Below are 17,474 nucleotides of genomic sequence, written 5' to 3' on the forward strand. Positions count from 1 at the left end.
ACTCAAAGTGGCATGGGCTTGAGCTGCTCCCATTGATCGATGGGCCCCGGGTTTTGATCGTAGGCCCCGCCCGCAAATCTGACCGCCAATTTGTTCACCGCATTCAACGCGGTCGTCACCGCCCCTTCGGCCCAGCCTCCCGTCCAGGACACATCGTCCCCGGCCAGAATAAAACCGTCCGGACTGCCCTCGTCGACCCCGCTCATAAACTGCGAAAACAACCTGCGCTGATATTCATATTGCCCCGGCAGATTCATTTTGAAGGCACACAGGAAAAACGGCTGCTCTTCCCAATTGATCTCTACAAACGGGTCCGGGCTTGCGAAATGCGAAGCCAGGTTCAGGTCCGAGTCTCGGTACACTTCATCCAATAACGAAGTACAGAGGTCGACATGCGTCGGCAATGGAGCCGAACGATCGCCCAGGAACTTCAGGCTGTCATCATTCCAGGTATAGGAAAGAAACAGGCCACTGCCTTTGTGGGCTCCCGTGCTGCCCGAGTAATCCAACAGATAGGTGCCACGCGTGATACGGTCGGACAAGGTGACGCTCATCTTGTAGTGCCCATCAGGCCCGGTCTCCTTCCAGAATGACGTCTGCGTCGCCGCGAATATCTTCGCCGACTGCATGTAATGGGTGTACATCACCGCTTCCCAGGTTGGCCGGGACAACAGGCTGTCCATGGCCGCCAACCGGTCCTTGCCGCTCATGTAGCGAAACTTGTCGAGAATCCGTACGTGCGGGGTGTAGACCACACTTTCAAAGCTGTGGCAGGTGTCCAGCCCCGAAACGTTGTTATGGATAAGCACCTTGAAGCTGCCATCGGCCTGGCGTTCGACCTGTCGCACTTCCTGATTGAAGGGACTGCCGATGACCTCTTCGCTGAGACTTTTTACCGTGGCACCAGCAGGCCAGTGCGCCATCGAGTCACCCAGGGCTTGCGGTGATTGGCTCCACAAACGCCTGGGGAGTTCGGCAGAACCGTCGTACATCAAGAGATGGTTGGTATCCAGGCCCGTGTACAAAACCCGCAACACTTCCAAGAAGCAATTGGGATAGTCCGTGTTCCAGCCACCCGTCCCAAAACCTATCTGGCCGAACAGATCGATATCTGCGCGGCTCCATCCCGCCTTCTCGACCATGGCGGAAAAGAAGCTCAGGTTATCCCAGCCCTCCTCCAGGATGGCGTTCCAGATCGACTTGATCAGCGCCTGGTCGATGCGGCCTTCAGACATCGCCTGCTCCATTTCGGTAAACCGGATGGGGTCGATTTCAAGAAATACGTCGAAGAATTTATGTTCAATGTCCTCGTAGTTGGCAGGCAGGTCATCGCCTTCGTAGTAGGTTTGCTGGTTGTTGTAATCGACCACCGTACTGGCCGTCACCGGTGCGCCGGGGTTGGGAAAGTCGGTCGAATTGGCTGTCATGCCTACCTTGTCGAAGTAGTGCATCAGGGCCTTGCCCGACTTGGGAAAGCGCATGGCTCCCAGTTCACAGATCACACTGTTTTCAGGATCACCAACGTCGCCTACCACGCGGGAATAGAGCCTGCCGCCCATGCGGTCGGAGGCCTCGACTACCACCGGACGCAAGCCCATGCGCATTGCTTCATAAGCCGCGACCAGGCCCGCAACGCCGGCACCGACAATCAGCACTTGTTTACCGTAGGCACAAGGGTCGATATGGGCCAACGCCGAATTCGAAACCCGCGCCTTTTGCAGGTAGTTGGCGTAATGAAAGGGAAAATCCGGAATCAGTGCTGTAACCCCGAGGGTCAACAACCGGGAAGCATTTCTCACACGAGAGGGAACAGCCGACATGACAGGCATCCTTGCAAAGAGGGAAAAAAGTCCACCCTTCAATACAAGGCTAAAGGTGACAGCGACGGTTCGATACTCAGGGTAGAAGATGAGCCCGGCTGCGGATACATCGCTTCGAAATAAGCACACCGGGGCTGATGGCTGTTTGCACGGCGTCGGCTTACTTAAGGAAAGTCTGAAGTAATTATTTATAGATCACGATTCAATAAGCCCAACACTTACCCGATGCTCCGTTATTCAATCACTATAAAAACAACCGTGAACCTATGAACGCGCCTTCTCAAGAAACGACTTCCCCCGTCGCAACCGGCCTGAAGATCGAGACCCGCTCCATTGACTATGTCCCGCGCAACGAGCGCCATGGCAAAGTCTGGCACCAGGGGCCTTTCTGGTTCACCGGTAACTTTGTCCTGACCACCATGGTCACCGGGTTCACCGGTGCAGCGCTGGGCCTGAGCCTGGTGTATTCAATCCTGGCGATTGTCATCGGAGTGGGCCTGGGCACCTTTGCCATGGCCTTCCATGCCAACCAGGGTCCGCGCATGGGCTTGCCGCAGATGATTCAGTCGCGCGCCCAATTCGGCTTGCGCGGGGCGATCGTGCCGTTCATCGCGGTGGTTTTTGTGTACATCGGCTTCAATGTGTTCAACGTGATCCTGGCCACCGACGCCATCAATACCGTCCTGCCCGGGAACCGGGCGCCATGGTATGCCTTGATGATCATCCTGGCGGTGGTCATCGCGGTGGTCGGCCACGATCTGTTGCACACCGTGCAACGCTGGCTGACCTACGTGATGATCAGCGTGTTCGCCATACTCACCGTCTCGGCGCTGATAAGCCTGTCTGCCGATGCGGCGGTGGCCGATGCGCACTTTTCCTGGTCGGCGTTTCTGATCCAGCTCAGCGCCGCTGCCGGCTATCAAATCAGCTATGCCGTCTATGTCTCCGATTACTCACGTTATCTGCCGCATAAAACCCCATCGCGCAGCGTGATCTTCTGGACGTATCTGGGCGCCGCCGGCTCGGCCTTGTGGTTGATGTCCCTGGGTGCATTCCTCGCCTCCGCCCTGCCCTCTCCCGACGCCATCGGCAGTGTGCGCGCCGTGGGCAACCAGGTGATTCCGGGCTTTGGCACTTTTACCGTACTGATTGCAGTGCCTGCGCTGATCGGCATCATGGCAGTCAATTGCTATGGCGCCATGCTCACTGGTATCAGCGCCATCGACGGCTTTGTGAAGATCCAGCCACGGCTCAAGAGTCGCATCATTGGTATCGGCCTGGTGGCGGCGGTGATCTTCATGATCGCCCTGAGTATTCCCGATAGCTACCTGGATAGCTTCAACACCTTCGTGCTGCTGATGCTGTACTTCCTCGTGCCCTGGACAGCGGTGAACCTGGCGGACTTCTATGTAGTACGCAAAGGCCAATACGCAATCAGTGACATCTTCAATGCCGGCGGAATCTATGGCCAATGGGGTTGCGCGGGCCTGGTTGCCTATTGCATGGGGTTGCTGGCAATGGTGCCGTTCATGTCGTTGAGCTTCTATCAAGGTCCGGTTGCCGTGGCACTCGGGGGTGCCGATGTAGCATTTGTTGTCGGCCTGGCCGTTTCCGCAAGCCTCTACTGCTTGATGAGCCGCAACCTCGACCGTGATGCCGAACGTCGGGCCATTATCGCCAGCGAGGCCATTCTGGAAGGATCCGCGCAATGAGCACCGTAAGGGTTGTGTGCCAACAATTGGCGCCTCGCCTTGGGGAGACCGAACACAATCGCAACCTTGGCGCCAGGGCCATCAATGACGCCGCGATGCTGGGCGCGCAGGTGGTGGTGTTACCGGAACTGATGCAAAGCGGCTATGTGTTCAAGGATCGCCAGGAAGCGTTCGAACTGTCCGAGGCATTGGATGGCCCGACGCTCAGCCTGTGGAAAAGCCTGGCGGCAGAGCTCGATATCATCATCGTTGGCGGTTTTTGCGAACGCCTGGACGATGGGCAAGTCGCCAACAGCGCTGCGCTGGTCGAGCCCGAAGGCCGCTTGACGGTGTACCGCAAGGCCCACCTGTGGAACCGTGAAAAACTGATCTTCACCCCCGGCACCGCGCCGCCACCCGTGGTGCAAACGGCTGTCGGGCGTATCGCCATGGTTATCTGCTACGACCTGGAGCTGCCCGAATGGGTGCGATTGCCTGCGCTGGCCGGTGCCGAGCTGCTATGTGCCCCGGTGAACTGGCCGGATGCGCCGCGCCCGGCCAGCGAGCGACCAGGGGAAATCGTGCGGGTCCAGGCCAATGCGGCGGTCAACCGCATGTTTATCGCCGCCTGCGACCGCCATGGCGAAGAACGCGGCATCGACTGGGTGGGCGGCTCGGTGATAGTCGATGCCGACGGTTATCCACAGGCGGGCGGCAACGCCCATCGACATGAGCAGCGACTGGTGGCCGACCTGCCCCTGGCGCAGGCCAGGGACAAGTACATCAGCGCACATAACCACGTGCATCAGGACCGGCGCCCTGGGCTTTACTTGCCCTCGCCTTAAAACTCAATCCGCACATCACCCTTCGGCACGCTGCAGCACGACAGGATGTAACCCTCGGCTTCATCTTCCTCGGTGATCCCGCCGTTGTGCTCCATCTCCACTTCGCCGCCTAGTTTCATCACTTTGCAGGTGCCGCAAATGCCCATGCCGCAGGCTTTGGGGATCAGCAGGCCAAGCTTGGCGGCGGCGGCATGGACAGTTTCGCCCGGTGCCACGCGGATGCTCTTGCCCGACGAAATGAACTCCACCTGATGCAAATCCGCCAAGTCGATTTCCGGTGCATCCGCCGCTTGTTCCGCTTGCTCCACCGCATCGGCACGGGCTTCTGGTGGTGTCGCGCCAAAGGATTCCTCGTGGTAGCGGCTCATGTCGAAACCATTGGCTTCCAGCAGGCGCTTGACCGCGTTCATATACGGCGTAGGGCCGCAGCAGAAAACTTCCCGCTCCAAGAAATCCGGCACCATCAGTTCGAGCATTTTCTGGTTCAGATACCCCCGATAACCGGCCCATGGTTCGCCCAGCCCATGCTTTTCGCAGATCAGGTGCAGGCTGAAGTTATCGATCCGCGACGCCATATGCTCCAACTCGCGGTGGTAGATGATGTCTTTGGGTGAGCGAGCACTGTGGACAAACACCATGTCGACATTCGCGTTGGTGTCGTAATACCAGCGCGCCATGGACATCACCGGCGTAATACCGACGCCACCGCTGAGGTACAGCACTTTCGGATGGCTGAAGTCGATGGCATTGAACAATCCCACCGGCCCGTGTACCGCCAACTCTTGCCCTTCAAGCAACGTATCGTGCAGCCAGTTGGACACCTTGCCGCCGGGCACACGCTTGATGGTCACCGAGAAGCTGTAGGGCACCGACGGCGAACTGGAAATCGTGTAGGAACGCATGATCGGCTGGCCTTCGATTTCCAGCTCCAGGGTGACGAATTGCCCGGGCTTGAAAAAGAACAGGATCGGCTGGTCGGCCATAAAGCAAAAGGTGCGCACATCCCAGGTTTCCTGGATAACTTTGACGCAACGGACAATGTGCCGACCATTGACCCAGGTCTGGGTGGTGACCGGATTCAGGAAACTGTTGGACATGCTGTTCTCCACGGCCGTACGTCGGCTTTATGCTGGCGATTCTGCGTAAGGCTTACACCTGCCATTTACCTATCTGCGACATTCACATACTTATCGCGACCAGCCCCTGTACCAAGGGGGTTGCGCGTCGGGAACAGAGTGGGCCATGTCGCTCATGGACAAGGTTACGGGCAACGCCGGGCCCACACTCGCAGCCAACAATGACGCTTTCTTTACGCCTTGCATTGCACTAACCGTAGCCACTTATCCCGGCCACACAGAATGGCCTTGAGGACACACACGATGGACGTCACCGCAACTTTAAGCCTGGGCGATCCGCTGGAACCCGCACGCAAGGCCACCGCGCAGATGCTGCAAGAGCGCGAGCGCACCTTTTCCCTGCCCCAGCCGTTTTACTCTGATGAGCGGCTGTTCGATATCGATATGCAGGAGATCTTCCAGAAAGAGTGGTTGATCGCCGGCATGACCTGCGAAATCCCCACCAAGGGCAACTACCTGACCCTGCAAGTGGGCAAGAACCCGATCATCGTGATCCGTGGTGCCGAAGGCGTGGTTCACGCGTTCCACAACGTCTGCCGCCACCGTGGTTCGCGCTTGTGTACCAGCGACAAGGGCAAGGTCGCCAAACTGGTTTGCCACTATCACCAGTGGACCTACGAACTGGACGGTCGCCTGCTGTTCGCCGGCACCGAGATGGGTGCCGACTTCGACATGAAGCAATACGGCCTCAAGCCGGTGAACGTGAAGACCGCCGGTGGCTATATCTTTATCAGCCTGGCCGAGAACCCGCCGGCGATCGATGACTTTCTGTCGACGTTGAAGCATTACATGGAACCGTATGACATGGAGAACACCAAGGTGGCGATTCAAACCACCTTGTTCGAAAAGGCCAACTGGAAGCTGGTGCTGGAAAACAACCGCGAGTGCTACCACTGCAACGCCTCACACCCCGAGTTGCTGAAAACCCTGCTGGAGTGGGACGACGTTACCGACCCCCGCGCCGACCAGGCTTTCAAGGACCACGTGGCCGCCTCAGCCGCCGCCTGGGATGCTGAAAAAATCCCGTACGCCCACGCCAGCTTCGGCCTGCGCAACCGCATCGTACGTATGCCGCTGCTCAAGGGCACCGTGTCGATGACTCTCGACGGCAAGCAAGGCTGCCAGAAACTCATGGGCCGGATCAAAAACCCGGACCTGGGCTCGATGCGCATCCTGCACCTGCCCCATTCGTGGAACCACTGCATGGGCGATCACATCATCGTCTTCACCGTTTGGCCGCTCAGCGCCCAGGAAACCATGGTCACCACCAAATGGATCGTGCACAAGGATGCCGTGGAAGGTGTGGACTACGACGTGGAGCGCATGCGTCAGGTGTGGGACGCCACCAACGACCAGGACCGTCGCCTGGCCGAAGAGAACCAGCGCGGAATCAACTCCACCGCTTACCAACCCGGTCCGTACTCCAAGACCTACGAATTTGGCGTGGTGAATTTCGTTGATTGGTACAGCGAGCGGATGCTCAACAACCTGGGGGCCGAGCCAGCGCCATACCTCAAGGGCGTGGCCGCACACGAATAACTGACCCACCGCCGACCAAAAATGTGGGAACGGGCTTGTGTGGGAGCAAGCCCGTTCCCACACTCAGGGTTGCGCTGTACAAAAAACATCCTATAGCTCGCAAACCCTCTGGTATTCACGCTCCCAGCCTTTACCCAACAACTTATCCACAGAGCCACCCACAGCAATTGTGGGCAAGTACGGTTCGCTCTCGAAATAAAACCAAGAAAATCCGTGACTTATTCAAAAACCTCAATTTCATTCTCACCTGATCATTTTTTGATCTAAAGCTCGTACGCCACGTTTTATATGGCCTACAGCGGAGCGCAAACACCTTATCCACAGAAGCACCAACAGACTTTGGGGGCAACTTCGGCCGCTCTGTGGAAAACCTGCTGAAACCAAGCAAAATCGAGGCGTTGAAGAGACTTTTGCGCTGAATGAGCAATATTGAGCATATTTTGATCAATCGACTGAAAGCCTTTGTATACATGGCCTGTAGCGGATAGCAAACATCTTATCCACAGAAGCGCCAACAGACTTTGGGGGCAAGTCGAAATCGCGTTTTTGCTTTTTCCACAGGAAAATTTGAGCAAAAACCGCAAGTTAGGTTGGTGGTTTTTCGTACAGCGGGCTGCAGGCCTTTGTTTTCCTGGGATGCAAAGAGCCGCGAACAGGTTATCCACAGATGCGCCAACAGAGATTGTGGGTAATACAGTGTGTATCTGATCTCAGTGGTGCCTGCAGGCGTTTGGCTCGTGCGGACTACAACGTTCCGCTGTCTTTCCATAGCTGATTCAAATGCGTCTTTACGCAGTAAGACAGCGCCGTAGGACACCGGTAGATGCCTCTGGATGAACCTTCCTTTTCATCACTGACAACCCAGCCCGTGGGCTTGTGACGGGCGCGTCCCCCGTCGTTTCATCTCCAGTTCCGCTAATTGGCTTGCGAACTGGAGAGACGCACGGATGGATACAGGGTATTTCATTGGCCGGGGTGACAAAACCAGCTGCGGTGGCGAAGTTCTGGAGGGTGACAACAGGGTCAGTCTCTATGGCCTGCTTCATGCGTGCGAAGGAGACCGGGTTACCTGTGGGAAGGACGGGCAGGCGTATACGATTCTCGGCGGCATTTCCCATATAAGCAGTCATGGCCGGCATATGGCTGGCACGCTGGACAGCTTCAGCAGTTGCCCGTGTCGGGCCCAACTGATTCCGTCGGTATTCACCGTCAGCTACAGCAATGAAGGTTATTCATCGCAATCCACCGGACGTGCCGCTGAGCCGGCTCCGCCAACCCGAACCAGCCGCCCGGTTGCGACTTCCTACACAGCACCAAACAACCCAGCACCATTCACGTTCACGGACGTGCAAGGCGAGGAACCGGGCTTCTACGTGCCCTCCAAAAGCATGCCCCGCGAAGCACTGGAGGCCATGCTTTTTCCTGTGCCTGATCCAAGTGTGATGAGCAAGTTTTACGCGCTCAACCCGAAGATTGGCGATGTAAAAGCCGGCTCGATGATCGTGCTCGGCGATCCCCGAAACACTTCCTGTACCTACCAGGAAGCACAGCTGATGCAGGCCGCCCAGCAAGTCGAGGCAACCCTCGCGCCCCTCACGCCAGAGGAGGCTGACTTCCTGCATCGGCACGCTGCCGAAATCGCCAGCTTTTCCGGCCAGGGTTCGACCTGGCTGGGCGTCAGCGCCGTGATGATGGAAAAGCACCTGGCCAACCTGCGCGACACGCTCCAGGCCATGGAGCGCTTGCATCAGGAAAACTATCGCCGGCACGGTCATCTCAAATCAGCGCAATTCTTCGCCGATCGCCAGCACCTGTTCAAACAGCTGGACGCCCACCTGCTGAACTCCACCCGCCTGCGTGGCCAGACAACTTTCGGCGATCACCCGAAGTTGAAAACAGCGCTGGGTATTTCCAGCAAGAGCCTGGTGCATCACTGGGACAAGGCCGGTGCGCCGGGGCAGATTCCGGGGTATGCCGGGCATGTGGAGGCGATCGGTCGTGCGCAGAAGTACATGAAGACTGGCGGGTATATCGGAATTGGGGTGGGTGGGGTGTCGTCGTTGCTGGCGATTGAGCAGGTGTGTAATGGGAACTCCGGGGAGGCTTGTAAGAGAGTGAAGTTTACTGAAGGGGGTAAGTTCGGCTTGTCTACTGCTGGTGGTATTGTGGGTGGCTGGGCAGGCGGAATTGCCAGTGCTCCGATCTGCCTGGCACTTGGCATCTCTACCGGTATCGCGGGGGTAGTATGTGTCGCAGCCTTAGTTGGGACGGGCGCATGGGGAGGTACGACCGTCGGTGAGAAGGGCGGCGAAATGGCCGGTGAGATACTGTACGAAAAGAGTTTTCCATGATGACTGAGGAGTTCTGGAAGTCTTGGTTAGCTTTCTGGATTGTCGGCGGTATCCCAGGCCTGCTCGCAGTTGCTGGCATTGCATATAGTCTGTACCTAAGCCGCTGCCATCTGGACGCCATAAAGGATGCCTTGAAGAACAGCCGTTATATTTATCTTTGGGGCCCAAGTCTGGGGAAACGGGGCTTGTTGTGGTCCCTCTATGAAATAGCCAAAATCGCAGGGATGGTCGTGTGGCCTAGGGCCGATATCCACATTGGAAATGTAAACCCTGTCGATCTTGAAAACTTCCCGCCTCACCTGAAACGGCATCTGATCGTCAATATAACGCTCATGCTCACCTCCTTGGCCTGGATGGCCGCTGTAGCTGTACTGCTGAAGTTCAAATAACTAGATGATTGCGCTCCAAATTGAAACAGTCCTCAAGCCTTCCAGTCTTGACCTGGTACATCACTGGGACAAGGCCGGTGCATCGGGGCAGATTCCGGGGTATGCAGGTCATGTGGAGGCGATCGGTCGTGCGCAGAAGTACATGAAGACTGGCGGGTATATCGGAATTGGGGTGGGTGGGGTGTCGTCGTTGCTGGCGATTGCGCAGGTGTGTAATGGGGATTCCGGGGAGGCTTGTACGAGGGTCAGGTTTACGGAAGGGGGGAAGTTTGGCATGTCCACCATTGGCGGAACTTTAGCAGGAGGAATGGCCAAGTCTGCCAGCGGTTCAATCTGCGTAGCGCTTGGCGTTTCTACGGGTTTAGGAGGGGTTGTGTGTGTGGCGGCTTTAATTGGGACTGGCGCTTGGGTGGGTACAACTCTTGGTGGTATGGGTGGCGAATACATGGGTGACAAAGTCTACGAACTTATTCAGCCGTGACCAGTATCGACACTTGGTCGCCTTGGCTTGCAGTCATTATTACCGGTGGCCCGGGTTTGCTCGGGCTTGCAAGCATTTTATACAGCCTATACCTGAGCCGCCGCCACTTGGACGCTATGAAGGATGCCTTGAAAAACAGCCGTTATATTTATCTTTGGGGATCGAGCCTGGGCAAGCGAGGATTGATTTGGTCCCTTCTCGAGATAGCAACAATCACTGGGATGGTGATATGGCCGAAGGCCTACATCCAAATGGGAGATGTAAACTCTGCCGATCTTGAAAACTTCCCTCCTCATCTGAAACGCTTTCTGATCATCGATATCACGATGAAGATCGTTGCCTTTTCTTGGATGGCCGCCGTAGCTGTACTGCTGAAGTTCAGATGACTAGATGATTACGCTCCAGATTGAAACAGTCCTCAAACCTTCCAGCCGTGACCTGGTACATCACTGGGCCAAGACCGGTGCACCAAGCAGATTCCGGGGTATACCAGCCATGAGCAGGCGATCAGGCGTGCTGCCCCAATACAGAACAGCAGATGGAAAAGTCATCGTTTGCTGGCAATCAGCGAACCACCCCCTCCTCGATCAACAGCTTGAGGATCGCCTGAGCCCCCTCTTCGGCACTCACCCCCTTGAGTACTTGCCCACCGCCGCCACTGGCCTTGGCCGTTGCAGCCTTCATCCGATCAGCACCACTTTTGGCCTTGATCACCTTCAAGCGCTTGGGCCGGGGCTTGGCCGGCTGCAGTATGGCGCCTGTGAGTAACTCGTCCTCCATCACCTGCACTTCATGAGCCTCCAGCACGCCACGCCGGGCCGGGCCATACGCACTTTGCCGAGGTTTGGGGGCCGCGTTGTCCACCGTGGCTACAAACGGCAAGCGCACCTTCAAGCGGCGCCGCTGACCGCGTGGCAAGGCTTGCAGCACATGGGCCAAGCCTGCGTCGATGGATTCCACCTGGGCCAGGCCAACAATCAGCGGCCAACCCAACTGCTCGGCCAACAGGAACGGCAACATCCCCGAACCTTCACCGGTTTCCGCCTGGCTGCCGGTGAGGACGACCTGGGTCTCGGAGCCGCGCAAGTAATCGCTGAGTACCGGCAAGGCGTCGGCGCCCTCTGGTTGTTCCAGCACATACAGTTGCGCAAGCCCCATGCCCAGGTAGGCGCGCAGGGTCGGTTCGGCAATGTCGCCGGCGTGCAGCACTTGCAGGTTATCCCCAGCCAGCTGCAAACCCAGCTCCACCGCACGCGCATCCTGGTCGGCACGACGTGGCCGGCCGGAAGTCGGGTGGGCGCCGATGGACACCAGGCTGATTACATTGGTCGTCATGGCTATATCCTTTGCTTAAGCCGCATCGCGCGTGGCGCCGTTGCGGTAGGTTTCGACCGCCGTGACCAAGGCTTGCAGAATCGCGGCACTTTCGCCAATCACCGACAGGTCGGCACGCTTGATCATGTCGCACCCCGGATCAAGGTTGATCGCCACCACCTTGTCGCAGGCACCAATGCCTTGCAGGTGTTGGATCGCCCCGGAAATCCCCACGGCCACATACACCCGGGCCGTGACCCAGGTGCCACTGGCGCCAACCTGACGATCGCGTGCCATGAAGCCATCGTCCACCGCAACCCGCGATGCACCTTCGGTTGCGCCCAGGGCGGCGGCGGTCTTGTGGAACAAATCCCAATCCTTGACGCCGTTGCCACCGGAGAAAATAAACTCGGCTTCGGCCATCGGAACCGCTCCCGGATCCACCGCCACGGCACCCAGATCCTCGATACGCGGCAAGCTGCGCGCCTGGGCTGTGGATAACTCCACGGGCAATACTTCGTGGCGGGTGTCGCTGACCGGATCCGCGCACTCCACCGCCGCCAGGATCATTCGCGGCAGCGTGCGCACCAAATCCTCCTGCCCCGCGCCGGCACGGCCAATGCACTCCTGGCCCTTGACCTGCCACACGCGGGTGGCGGGCCGCTCCTTGATGCTGGCCGCAAAACGTCGGCCCAGTTCACCGCCGCCGCTGCGACTGTCCGGCAGTAGCCAATGCCGTGGGTGGAACTGGTTATCCACAGCCCGCAAGCCCTGGACCCGCTGTTCCGGTGAATAACCGTCATAGGCCTGCCCGTCGAGCACCAGCAGGCGGTCCACGCCAGCTGTGTCGAAGGCGCTTTCCTTATGCTCGCCGAACACCACGGCCAGCACCGCGCCATCGCTGCCCGCCAGCTGTCGGGCCAGGCCGAGCAAGTCACGGTCGTGACTGCTCAGGCGACCGCCGACCATGTCCGGCACCACGTTGATGTAGAACGCCGGGGTCGCAATCTGATGCAACGGAAGTTGCACCTGCGCCGCTGCCACACGCTTGGCCGCACCGCCTTGCTGGGCGCCGCTGCGATCAATGCGTTTGATGCCATTGGGGCCGATAAAACCGACGCCATGTACATTTTTGCGCACGATGCCGTTAGGTCCCATCCAGCTGTGCTGTACCGGCTGCATGGCCGCGTGCAGCGGATGCAGGCGGTTACGGGCGATCCATTCGGCCCGTGGGTCGCGGCGGATAATGTCGCTCATCAATGCACCTCCGCAGGTTCGCGTTTGGTGGATGTGCTGGCGACGGCATCTTCGAGCAACGCGTCCGCCACCAACTCGGCAATGTCCTTGATCAAAGGGCGCGGTTCGACCACCCCCTCAAGCATCGCCGTACATTGCGGGCACCCCACGGCCACCAATTCAGCGCCGGTCTCGCGGATATCGTCCATGCGCATATCGGGGATCCGTTGCTTGCCGGGAATATCGGTGATTGGCGCACCGCCACCGCCACCACAACAGCGCGAGCGGAAACCCGAGCGCTGCATTTCCCTGACCTCGATACCCAGCGCCCGCAGCACGTCACGCGGTGCCTGGTACTCACCGTTGTAGCGGCCCAGGTAGCACGGGTCGTGATAGGTCACGCTGTTGCCTTTGTGCTGGCCCAGATTCAGTGCGCCAGCGCCGATCAACTCAGCCATGTAAGTGCTGTGATGCTGCACGAGGTAGTTGCCGTCAAAAGCGCCGTATTCGTTTTTCAACACATGAAAACTATGGGGGTCGCAGGTGACAATGCGCTTGAAGCTGTATTTGGCCAGGGTCTGGATATTACGTGTCGCCAGCAGTTGGAACGTCGCTTCATCGCCCAGACGCCGGGCGACGTCGCCGCTGTCACGCTCTTCCAGGCCAAGTACGGCGAAATCGACCTTGGCCGCCTTCAGCACTTTGACGAAAGCTCGCAAGGTGCGCTGGTTGCGCATGTCGAACGCACCATCGCCGACCCAGAACAGCACGTCGGTGGTTTTCTTGTCACTGAGTAGACTCAGGTTCAAATCCGCCGCCCAGTTCATCCGCCCGCCCGGTGCAAAGCCACCGGGGTTGTCAGTGGCGATCAGGTTTTCCAGGACTTCAGCGCCCTTGTTCGGGGTTGCGCCTTTTTCCAGGGTCAGATGGCGGCGCATGTCGACGATCGCATCGACGTGCTCGATCATCATTGGGCACTCTTCCACACAGGCTCGACAGGTGGTGCAGGACCACAGGGTTTCGGCGTCCACCAGGCCGTTGACGATCGGCTGGTGCGGATTGCCGCTGTGCTCGCCCACCGGCTTGCCTGGATAAGGGCTCCCGGCGAACTTCGCATCGGTGCCACCCGCCAGGCCAACCACCATGTCCTGAATCAGTTTTTTCGGGTTCAGCGGTTGGCCGGCGGCGAACGCCGGGCACGCGGCTTCGCACTTGCCGCATTGCACGCATGCGTCGAAGCCCAGCAGTTGATTCCAGGTGAAGTCCTTGGGCTTTTCGACACCCAGCGGTGCGCTTTTGTCGGTCAGGTCCAGCGCTTTCAAACCGGTGGAGCGGCCACCGCCAAAGCGCTCCGCGCGGCGGTGCCAGGCCAGGTGCAAGGCCCCGGCAAAGGCGTGCTTCATCGGGCCGCCCCAGGTCATGCCGAAGAACATTTCCGACACGCCCCACAGCACACCCACACTCAATAACGCGGCGAGCAGCCAGCCACCGAAGTCCGCCGGCAGAATCCCGGCCACCGGCAAGGTCACCAGGAAAAAACTCACAGAGAACGCCATCAGGCTTTTCGGCAGGCGCATCCACGGGCCTTTCGACAGGCGCGGCGGTGGATTGCGGCGGCGCAAATACACGAACGTGGCGCCGACAAACATCAACACCGATGCCAGCAATAGCCCATAACCAAGAAGGCGATTGTGCAGGCCAAAGCCGTGCACCAGGATCGCCAGCAGCGCCGACAACACAAAGCCCAACGCCGTGGCGACGTGGGTATTGGCGATGTATTTGTCGCGGGCGACCACATGGTGCAGGTCAACCATGTAGCGCTTGGGCATGGCCAGCAGGCCGCCGAGAAGGTCGACTTTGGACGCGCGGCCGCGGCGCCACATGTTCACCCGGCGCAGTGCGCCGAGGACGGAAAGGCCCAGGGCAGCAAACAGCAGGATGGGAAGAAGGGTGTTCAACATTGAGGTGACCTCAAGCGGCAAGCCTCAAGCTAAAAGCGGCAAGTCAAAGCCGGTTACCCATTGCTCTTTCTTGCAGCTTGAAGCTTGCCGCTTGCGACTGTTCTTAAAAATCCTTGCACAGGCGCAGGGCGTCATAGATCGCGGCGTGGGTGTTTCGCTGCGCCACGCAGTCGCCGATGCGAAACAGCAAGTACCCCTCGCCCGGCTCGCTCAGGCACGGTTGCGGCTTGATCGCAAACAAGGCTTCGACGTCGATCTGCCCCTTGTTGCGCGAGCCCGGCTTGAGCGCATAGTAGATCTCTTCATCCGGGCGCACGCCGTTCTCGACCACCACTTGATCGACAACCCGCTCTTCCTGGGCACCGGTGTATTCGTTCTCCAGCACCGCCACCAACTTGTCGCCCTCGCGATAGACCTTCTCCAGCATCATGTCGCCGGTCATGATCACTTCCTTGGGGTACATGCTGCGGTAGTAGGTAGGGAACGAGGTTCCGCCCACGGCCACGCCCGGCTTGATGTCGTCGGTGACGATTTCGACCTGGCAACCCTTGTCTGCAAGGAAGTCGGCCACGGACATACCGGTGAACTCACAAATCGTGTCGTAGACCAGCACGTTCTTGCCCGGTGCCACCTTGCCGTCGAGCACATCCCAACTGCTGACCACCAGCCCTTCGGCCGCGCCCCAGTGTTCGTTCTGCTCAATGAACGGGTGCCCGCCGACGGCCAGCACCACCACATCCGGATGCACATCGAGGATGGTCGCCGCGTCTGCCGCCACGCCAAGGCGCAGGTCAACTTTCAAGCGCGCCAGCTCCAATTGGTACCAGCGGGTGATACCGGCGATCTGGTCGCGTTGCGGGGCCTTGGACGCCGTGGTGATCTGCCCGCCGATAAATTCCTTTTTCTCGAACAAGGTCACTTCATGCCCGCGCTCGGCGGCCACGCGTGCGGCTTCCATCCCTGCCGGGCCGGCGCCGACCACCACCACCTTGCGTTTGATCCCGGTGGTTTTTTCGATGATGTGCGGCACGCCCATGTATTCACGGGAGGTCGCGGCGTTCTGGATGCACAACACGTCCAGCCCCTGGTACTGCCGGTCGATGCAGTAGTTGGCGCCCACGCACTGTTTGATCTGGTCGATCTGGCCCATCTTGATCTTGGCGATCAGGTGCGGGTCGGCGATGTGAGCGCGGGTCATGCCGACCATGTCCACGTAGCCACCTTCGAGGATACGGGTGGCCTGGTTCGGGTCCTTGATGTTCTGCGCGTGCAGCACCGGGACCTTGACCACTTCCTTGATCCCCGCCGCCAGGTGCAGGAACGGCTCCGGTGGATAGCTCATGTTCGGGATGACGTTGGCCAGGGTGTTGTGGGTGTCGCAACCCGAACCAACCACGCCGATGAAGTCCAGCATGCCGGTGTCGTCGTAGTACTTGGCGATCTGTTTCATGTCCTCGTGGGACAGGCCATCCGGATGGAACTCGTCGCCGCACAGGCGCATGCCCACGCAAAAGTCATCACCGACCTCGGCACGTACGGCCTTCAACACTTCCAGGCCGAATTTCATCCGGCCTTCGAATGTGCCACCCCATTCGTCAGTACGCTTGTTGACTCGCGGGCTCCAGAACTGGTCGATCATGTGCTGGTGCACGGCGGACAGTTCGACACCGTCCAGGCCACCGGCCTTGGCACGTTTGGCGGCGCTGGCGTAGTTGCCGATCACGCGCCAGATCTCTTCCGGCTCGATGGTCTTGCAGGTCGCGCGGTGTACTGGCTCACGCACGCCGGACGGCGACATCAGGGTCGGCCAGTTGAAGCCGTCCCAACGCGAGCGACGGCCCATGTGGGTAATCTGGATCATGATCTTGGCGCCATGCTTGTGCATCGCGTCGGCCAGGTTCTGGAAGTGCGGGATGATGCGGTCGGTGGACAGGTTCACCGAACTCCACCACTCCTGGGGGCTGTCGATCGCCACCACCGACGAACCGCCGCAGATCGCCAGGCCGATGCCGCCCTTGGCTTTTTCTTCGTAGTATTTGACGTAGCGGTCGGTGGTCATGCCGCCGTCGGTGGCATACACCTCGGCGTGGGCGGTACTGAGCACGCGGTTGCGGATGGTCAGTTTACCGATCTGGATCGGTGCAAACATTGCTTCGAAAGCCATGGCAGGGTCCTCGACTTACAACGGCTTGACGGTGAACAGGCCATCGTCGTGGCCCTCTTCGGAGCCGCCGTAGACTTGTTCGGCCACAGTGCGAATGCTACTGCCACGTGCTTGCAGAATCTGGTCCATGGCGCCGGCGAACCAGCCCGTGAACATGTAGTCAACCTTGCGCCCGACCTTGCCGTACACGTAGACGAATGCCGAGTGCTCCAACTTGACGCTGGCAGTGCCTTTGTTCAGGTCAATCTCCTGGATCTTGAACAGGCCCCAGCCTCGTTGCGACAGGCGCTTCATGTAATGCTCGAACACCGCGACGCCTTCCAGGCCGTGGCACTCGGCTTCTTTTTCACACCAGTGCCAGGCGGATTTATAGCCGGCCTTGTAGAGGATTTCGGCATAGGCGTCGGCGCCCAACACTTCTTCGATACCCATGTGGTTATTGACGAAGAAATGCCGTGGCACGTAGAGCATCGGCAGGGCGTCAGAGGTCCAGACACCGGTTTCGCTGTCGACTTCGATTGGCAATTGCGGGGCGATCTTGGCCATG

14 protein-coding genes are annotated in these 17,474 nt (G+C 58.9%); 7 read left to right on the forward strand and 7 right to left on the reverse strand.

The features are described 5' to 3' along the window. Nucleotides 1-2 precede the first annotated feature (2 nt). Nucleotides 3-1,820 (reverse strand): flavin monoamine oxidase family protein, encoded by a 1,818-nt coding sequence (locus OQ460_RS22655; RefSeq protein WP_410019509.1) that lies wholly within the window; start codon nt 1,818-1,820, stop codon nt 3-5. A 266-nt stretch (nt 1,821-2,086) separates the two neighbouring features. Between OQ460_RS22655 and OQ460_RS22660 the strand changes: the two genes are divergently transcribed. Together OQ460_RS22660 and OQ460_RS22665 are read left to right on the forward strand one after the other, a co-directional pair. Further along, the gene (locus OQ460_RS22660) at nt 2,087-3,532 is read left to right on the forward strand and encodes a purine-cytosine permease family protein (RefSeq protein ID WP_410019510.1); all 1,446 of its coding nucleotides are present in this window, start codon (nt 2,087-2,089) and stop codon (nt 3,530-3,532) included. After that, nucleotides 3,529-4,356, forward strand: a complete 828-nt coding sequence (locus OQ460_RS22665; protein ID WP_410019511.1) for a nitrilase-related carbon-nitrogen hydrolase — start codon at nt 3,529-3,531, stop codon at nt 4,354-4,356. The genes OQ460_RS22660 and OQ460_RS22665 overlap by 4 nt, the downstream gene beginning before the upstream one ends. Here OQ460_RS22665 and gbcB read toward each other — a convergent pair. After that, nucleotides 4,353-5,453, reverse strand: coding sequence for a glycine-betaine demethylase subunit GbcB (gene gbcB, locus OQ460_RS22670; protein ID WP_410019512.1), 1,101 nt, complete (start codon nt 5,451-5,453; stop codon nt 4,353-4,355). The genes OQ460_RS22665 and gbcB overlap by 4 nt on opposite strands. A gap of 282 nt (nt 5,454-5,735) precedes the next feature. Here gbcB and gbcA point away from each other — a divergent pair, with 282 nt between their 5' ends. The 5 genes from gbcA (at nt 5,736) to OQ460_RS22695 (ending at nt 10,638) form a co-directional block, all read left to right on the forward strand. Then, complete coding sequence (gbcA, locus tag OQ460_RS22675; protein ID WP_410019513.1) at nt 5,736-7,031, forward strand: glycine-betaine demethylase subunit GbcA; 1,296 nt, start codon at nt 5,736-5,738, stop codon at nt 7,029-7,031. 947 nt (nt 7,032-7,978) lie between these two features. Continuing rightward, nucleotides 7,979-9,382 (forward strand): PAAR domain-containing protein, encoded by a 1,404-nt coding sequence (locus tag OQ460_RS22680; protein WP_410019514.1) that lies wholly within the window; start codon nt 7,979-7,981, stop codon nt 9,380-9,382. Then, a complete protein-coding gene (locus tag OQ460_RS22685) occupies nt 9,379-9,771 on the forward strand; it encodes a hypothetical protein (RefSeq protein ID WP_410019515.1) in 393 nt (130 codons plus the stop codon). Before OQ460_RS22680 ends, OQ460_RS22685 begins: the two co-directional genes overlap by 4 nt. 4 nt (nt 9,772-9,775) lie before the next feature. Beyond that, entirely contained in the window at nt 9,776-10,252 is a 477-nt protein-coding gene (locus tag OQ460_RS22690) for a hypothetical protein (protein ID WP_410019516.1), read from the forward strand. Continuing rightward, a complete protein-coding gene (locus OQ460_RS22695) occupies nt 10,249-10,638 on the forward strand; it encodes a hypothetical protein (protein WP_410019517.1) in 390 nt (129 codons plus the stop codon). The genes OQ460_RS22690 and OQ460_RS22695 overlap by 4 nt, the downstream gene beginning before the upstream one ends. Before the next feature lie 178 nt (nt 10,639-10,816). Here OQ460_RS22695 and OQ460_RS22700 read toward each other — a convergent pair whose 3' ends face one another. From OQ460_RS22700 to OQ460_RS22720, 5 genes are all read right to left on the reverse strand, one after another. Further along, nucleotides 10,817-11,587 (reverse strand): electron transfer flavoprotein subunit beta, encoded by a 771-nt coding sequence (locus tag OQ460_RS22700; RefSeq protein ID WP_410019518.1) that lies wholly within the window; start codon nt 11,585-11,587, stop codon nt 10,817-10,819. Nucleotides 11,588-11,602: 15 nt separating this feature from the next. Then, nucleotides 11,603-12,823 (reverse strand): electron transfer flavoprotein subunit alpha/FixB family protein, encoded by a 1,221-nt coding sequence (locus OQ460_RS22705; protein ID WP_410019519.1) that lies wholly within the window; start codon nt 12,821-12,823, stop codon nt 11,603-11,605. After that, nucleotides 12,823-14,763 carry a dimethylglycine demethylation protein DgcB gene (dgcB, locus tag OQ460_RS22710; protein WP_410019520.1) on the reverse strand — a complete coding sequence of 647 codons (1,941 nt, stop codon included), beginning with the start codon at nt 14,761-14,763 and terminating at the stop codon, nt 12,823-12,825. Before dgcB ends, OQ460_RS22705 begins: the two co-directional genes overlap by 1 nt. Before the next feature lie 103 nt (nt 14,764-14,866). Continuing rightward, a complete protein-coding gene (gene dgcA, locus OQ460_RS22715; protein ID WP_410019521.1) occupies nt 14,867-16,927 on the reverse strand; it encodes a dimethylglycine demethylation protein DgcA in 2,061 nt (686 codons plus the stop codon). 15 nt (nt 16,928-16,942) lie between these two features. Next, nucleotides 16,943-17,473: a DUF5943 domain-containing protein gene (locus OQ460_RS22720; protein ID WP_410019522.1), complete on the reverse strand. Its 531-nt coding sequence runs from the start codon at nt 17,471-17,473 to the stop codon at nt 16,943-16,945. Nucleotide 17,474 lies beyond the last annotated feature (1 nt).

The organism is Pseudomonas imrae (assembly GCF_046352735.2).
Classification (GTDB): domain Bacteria; phylum Pseudomonadota; class Gammaproteobacteria; order Pseudomonadales; family Pseudomonadaceae; genus Aquipseudomonas; species Aquipseudomonas imrae.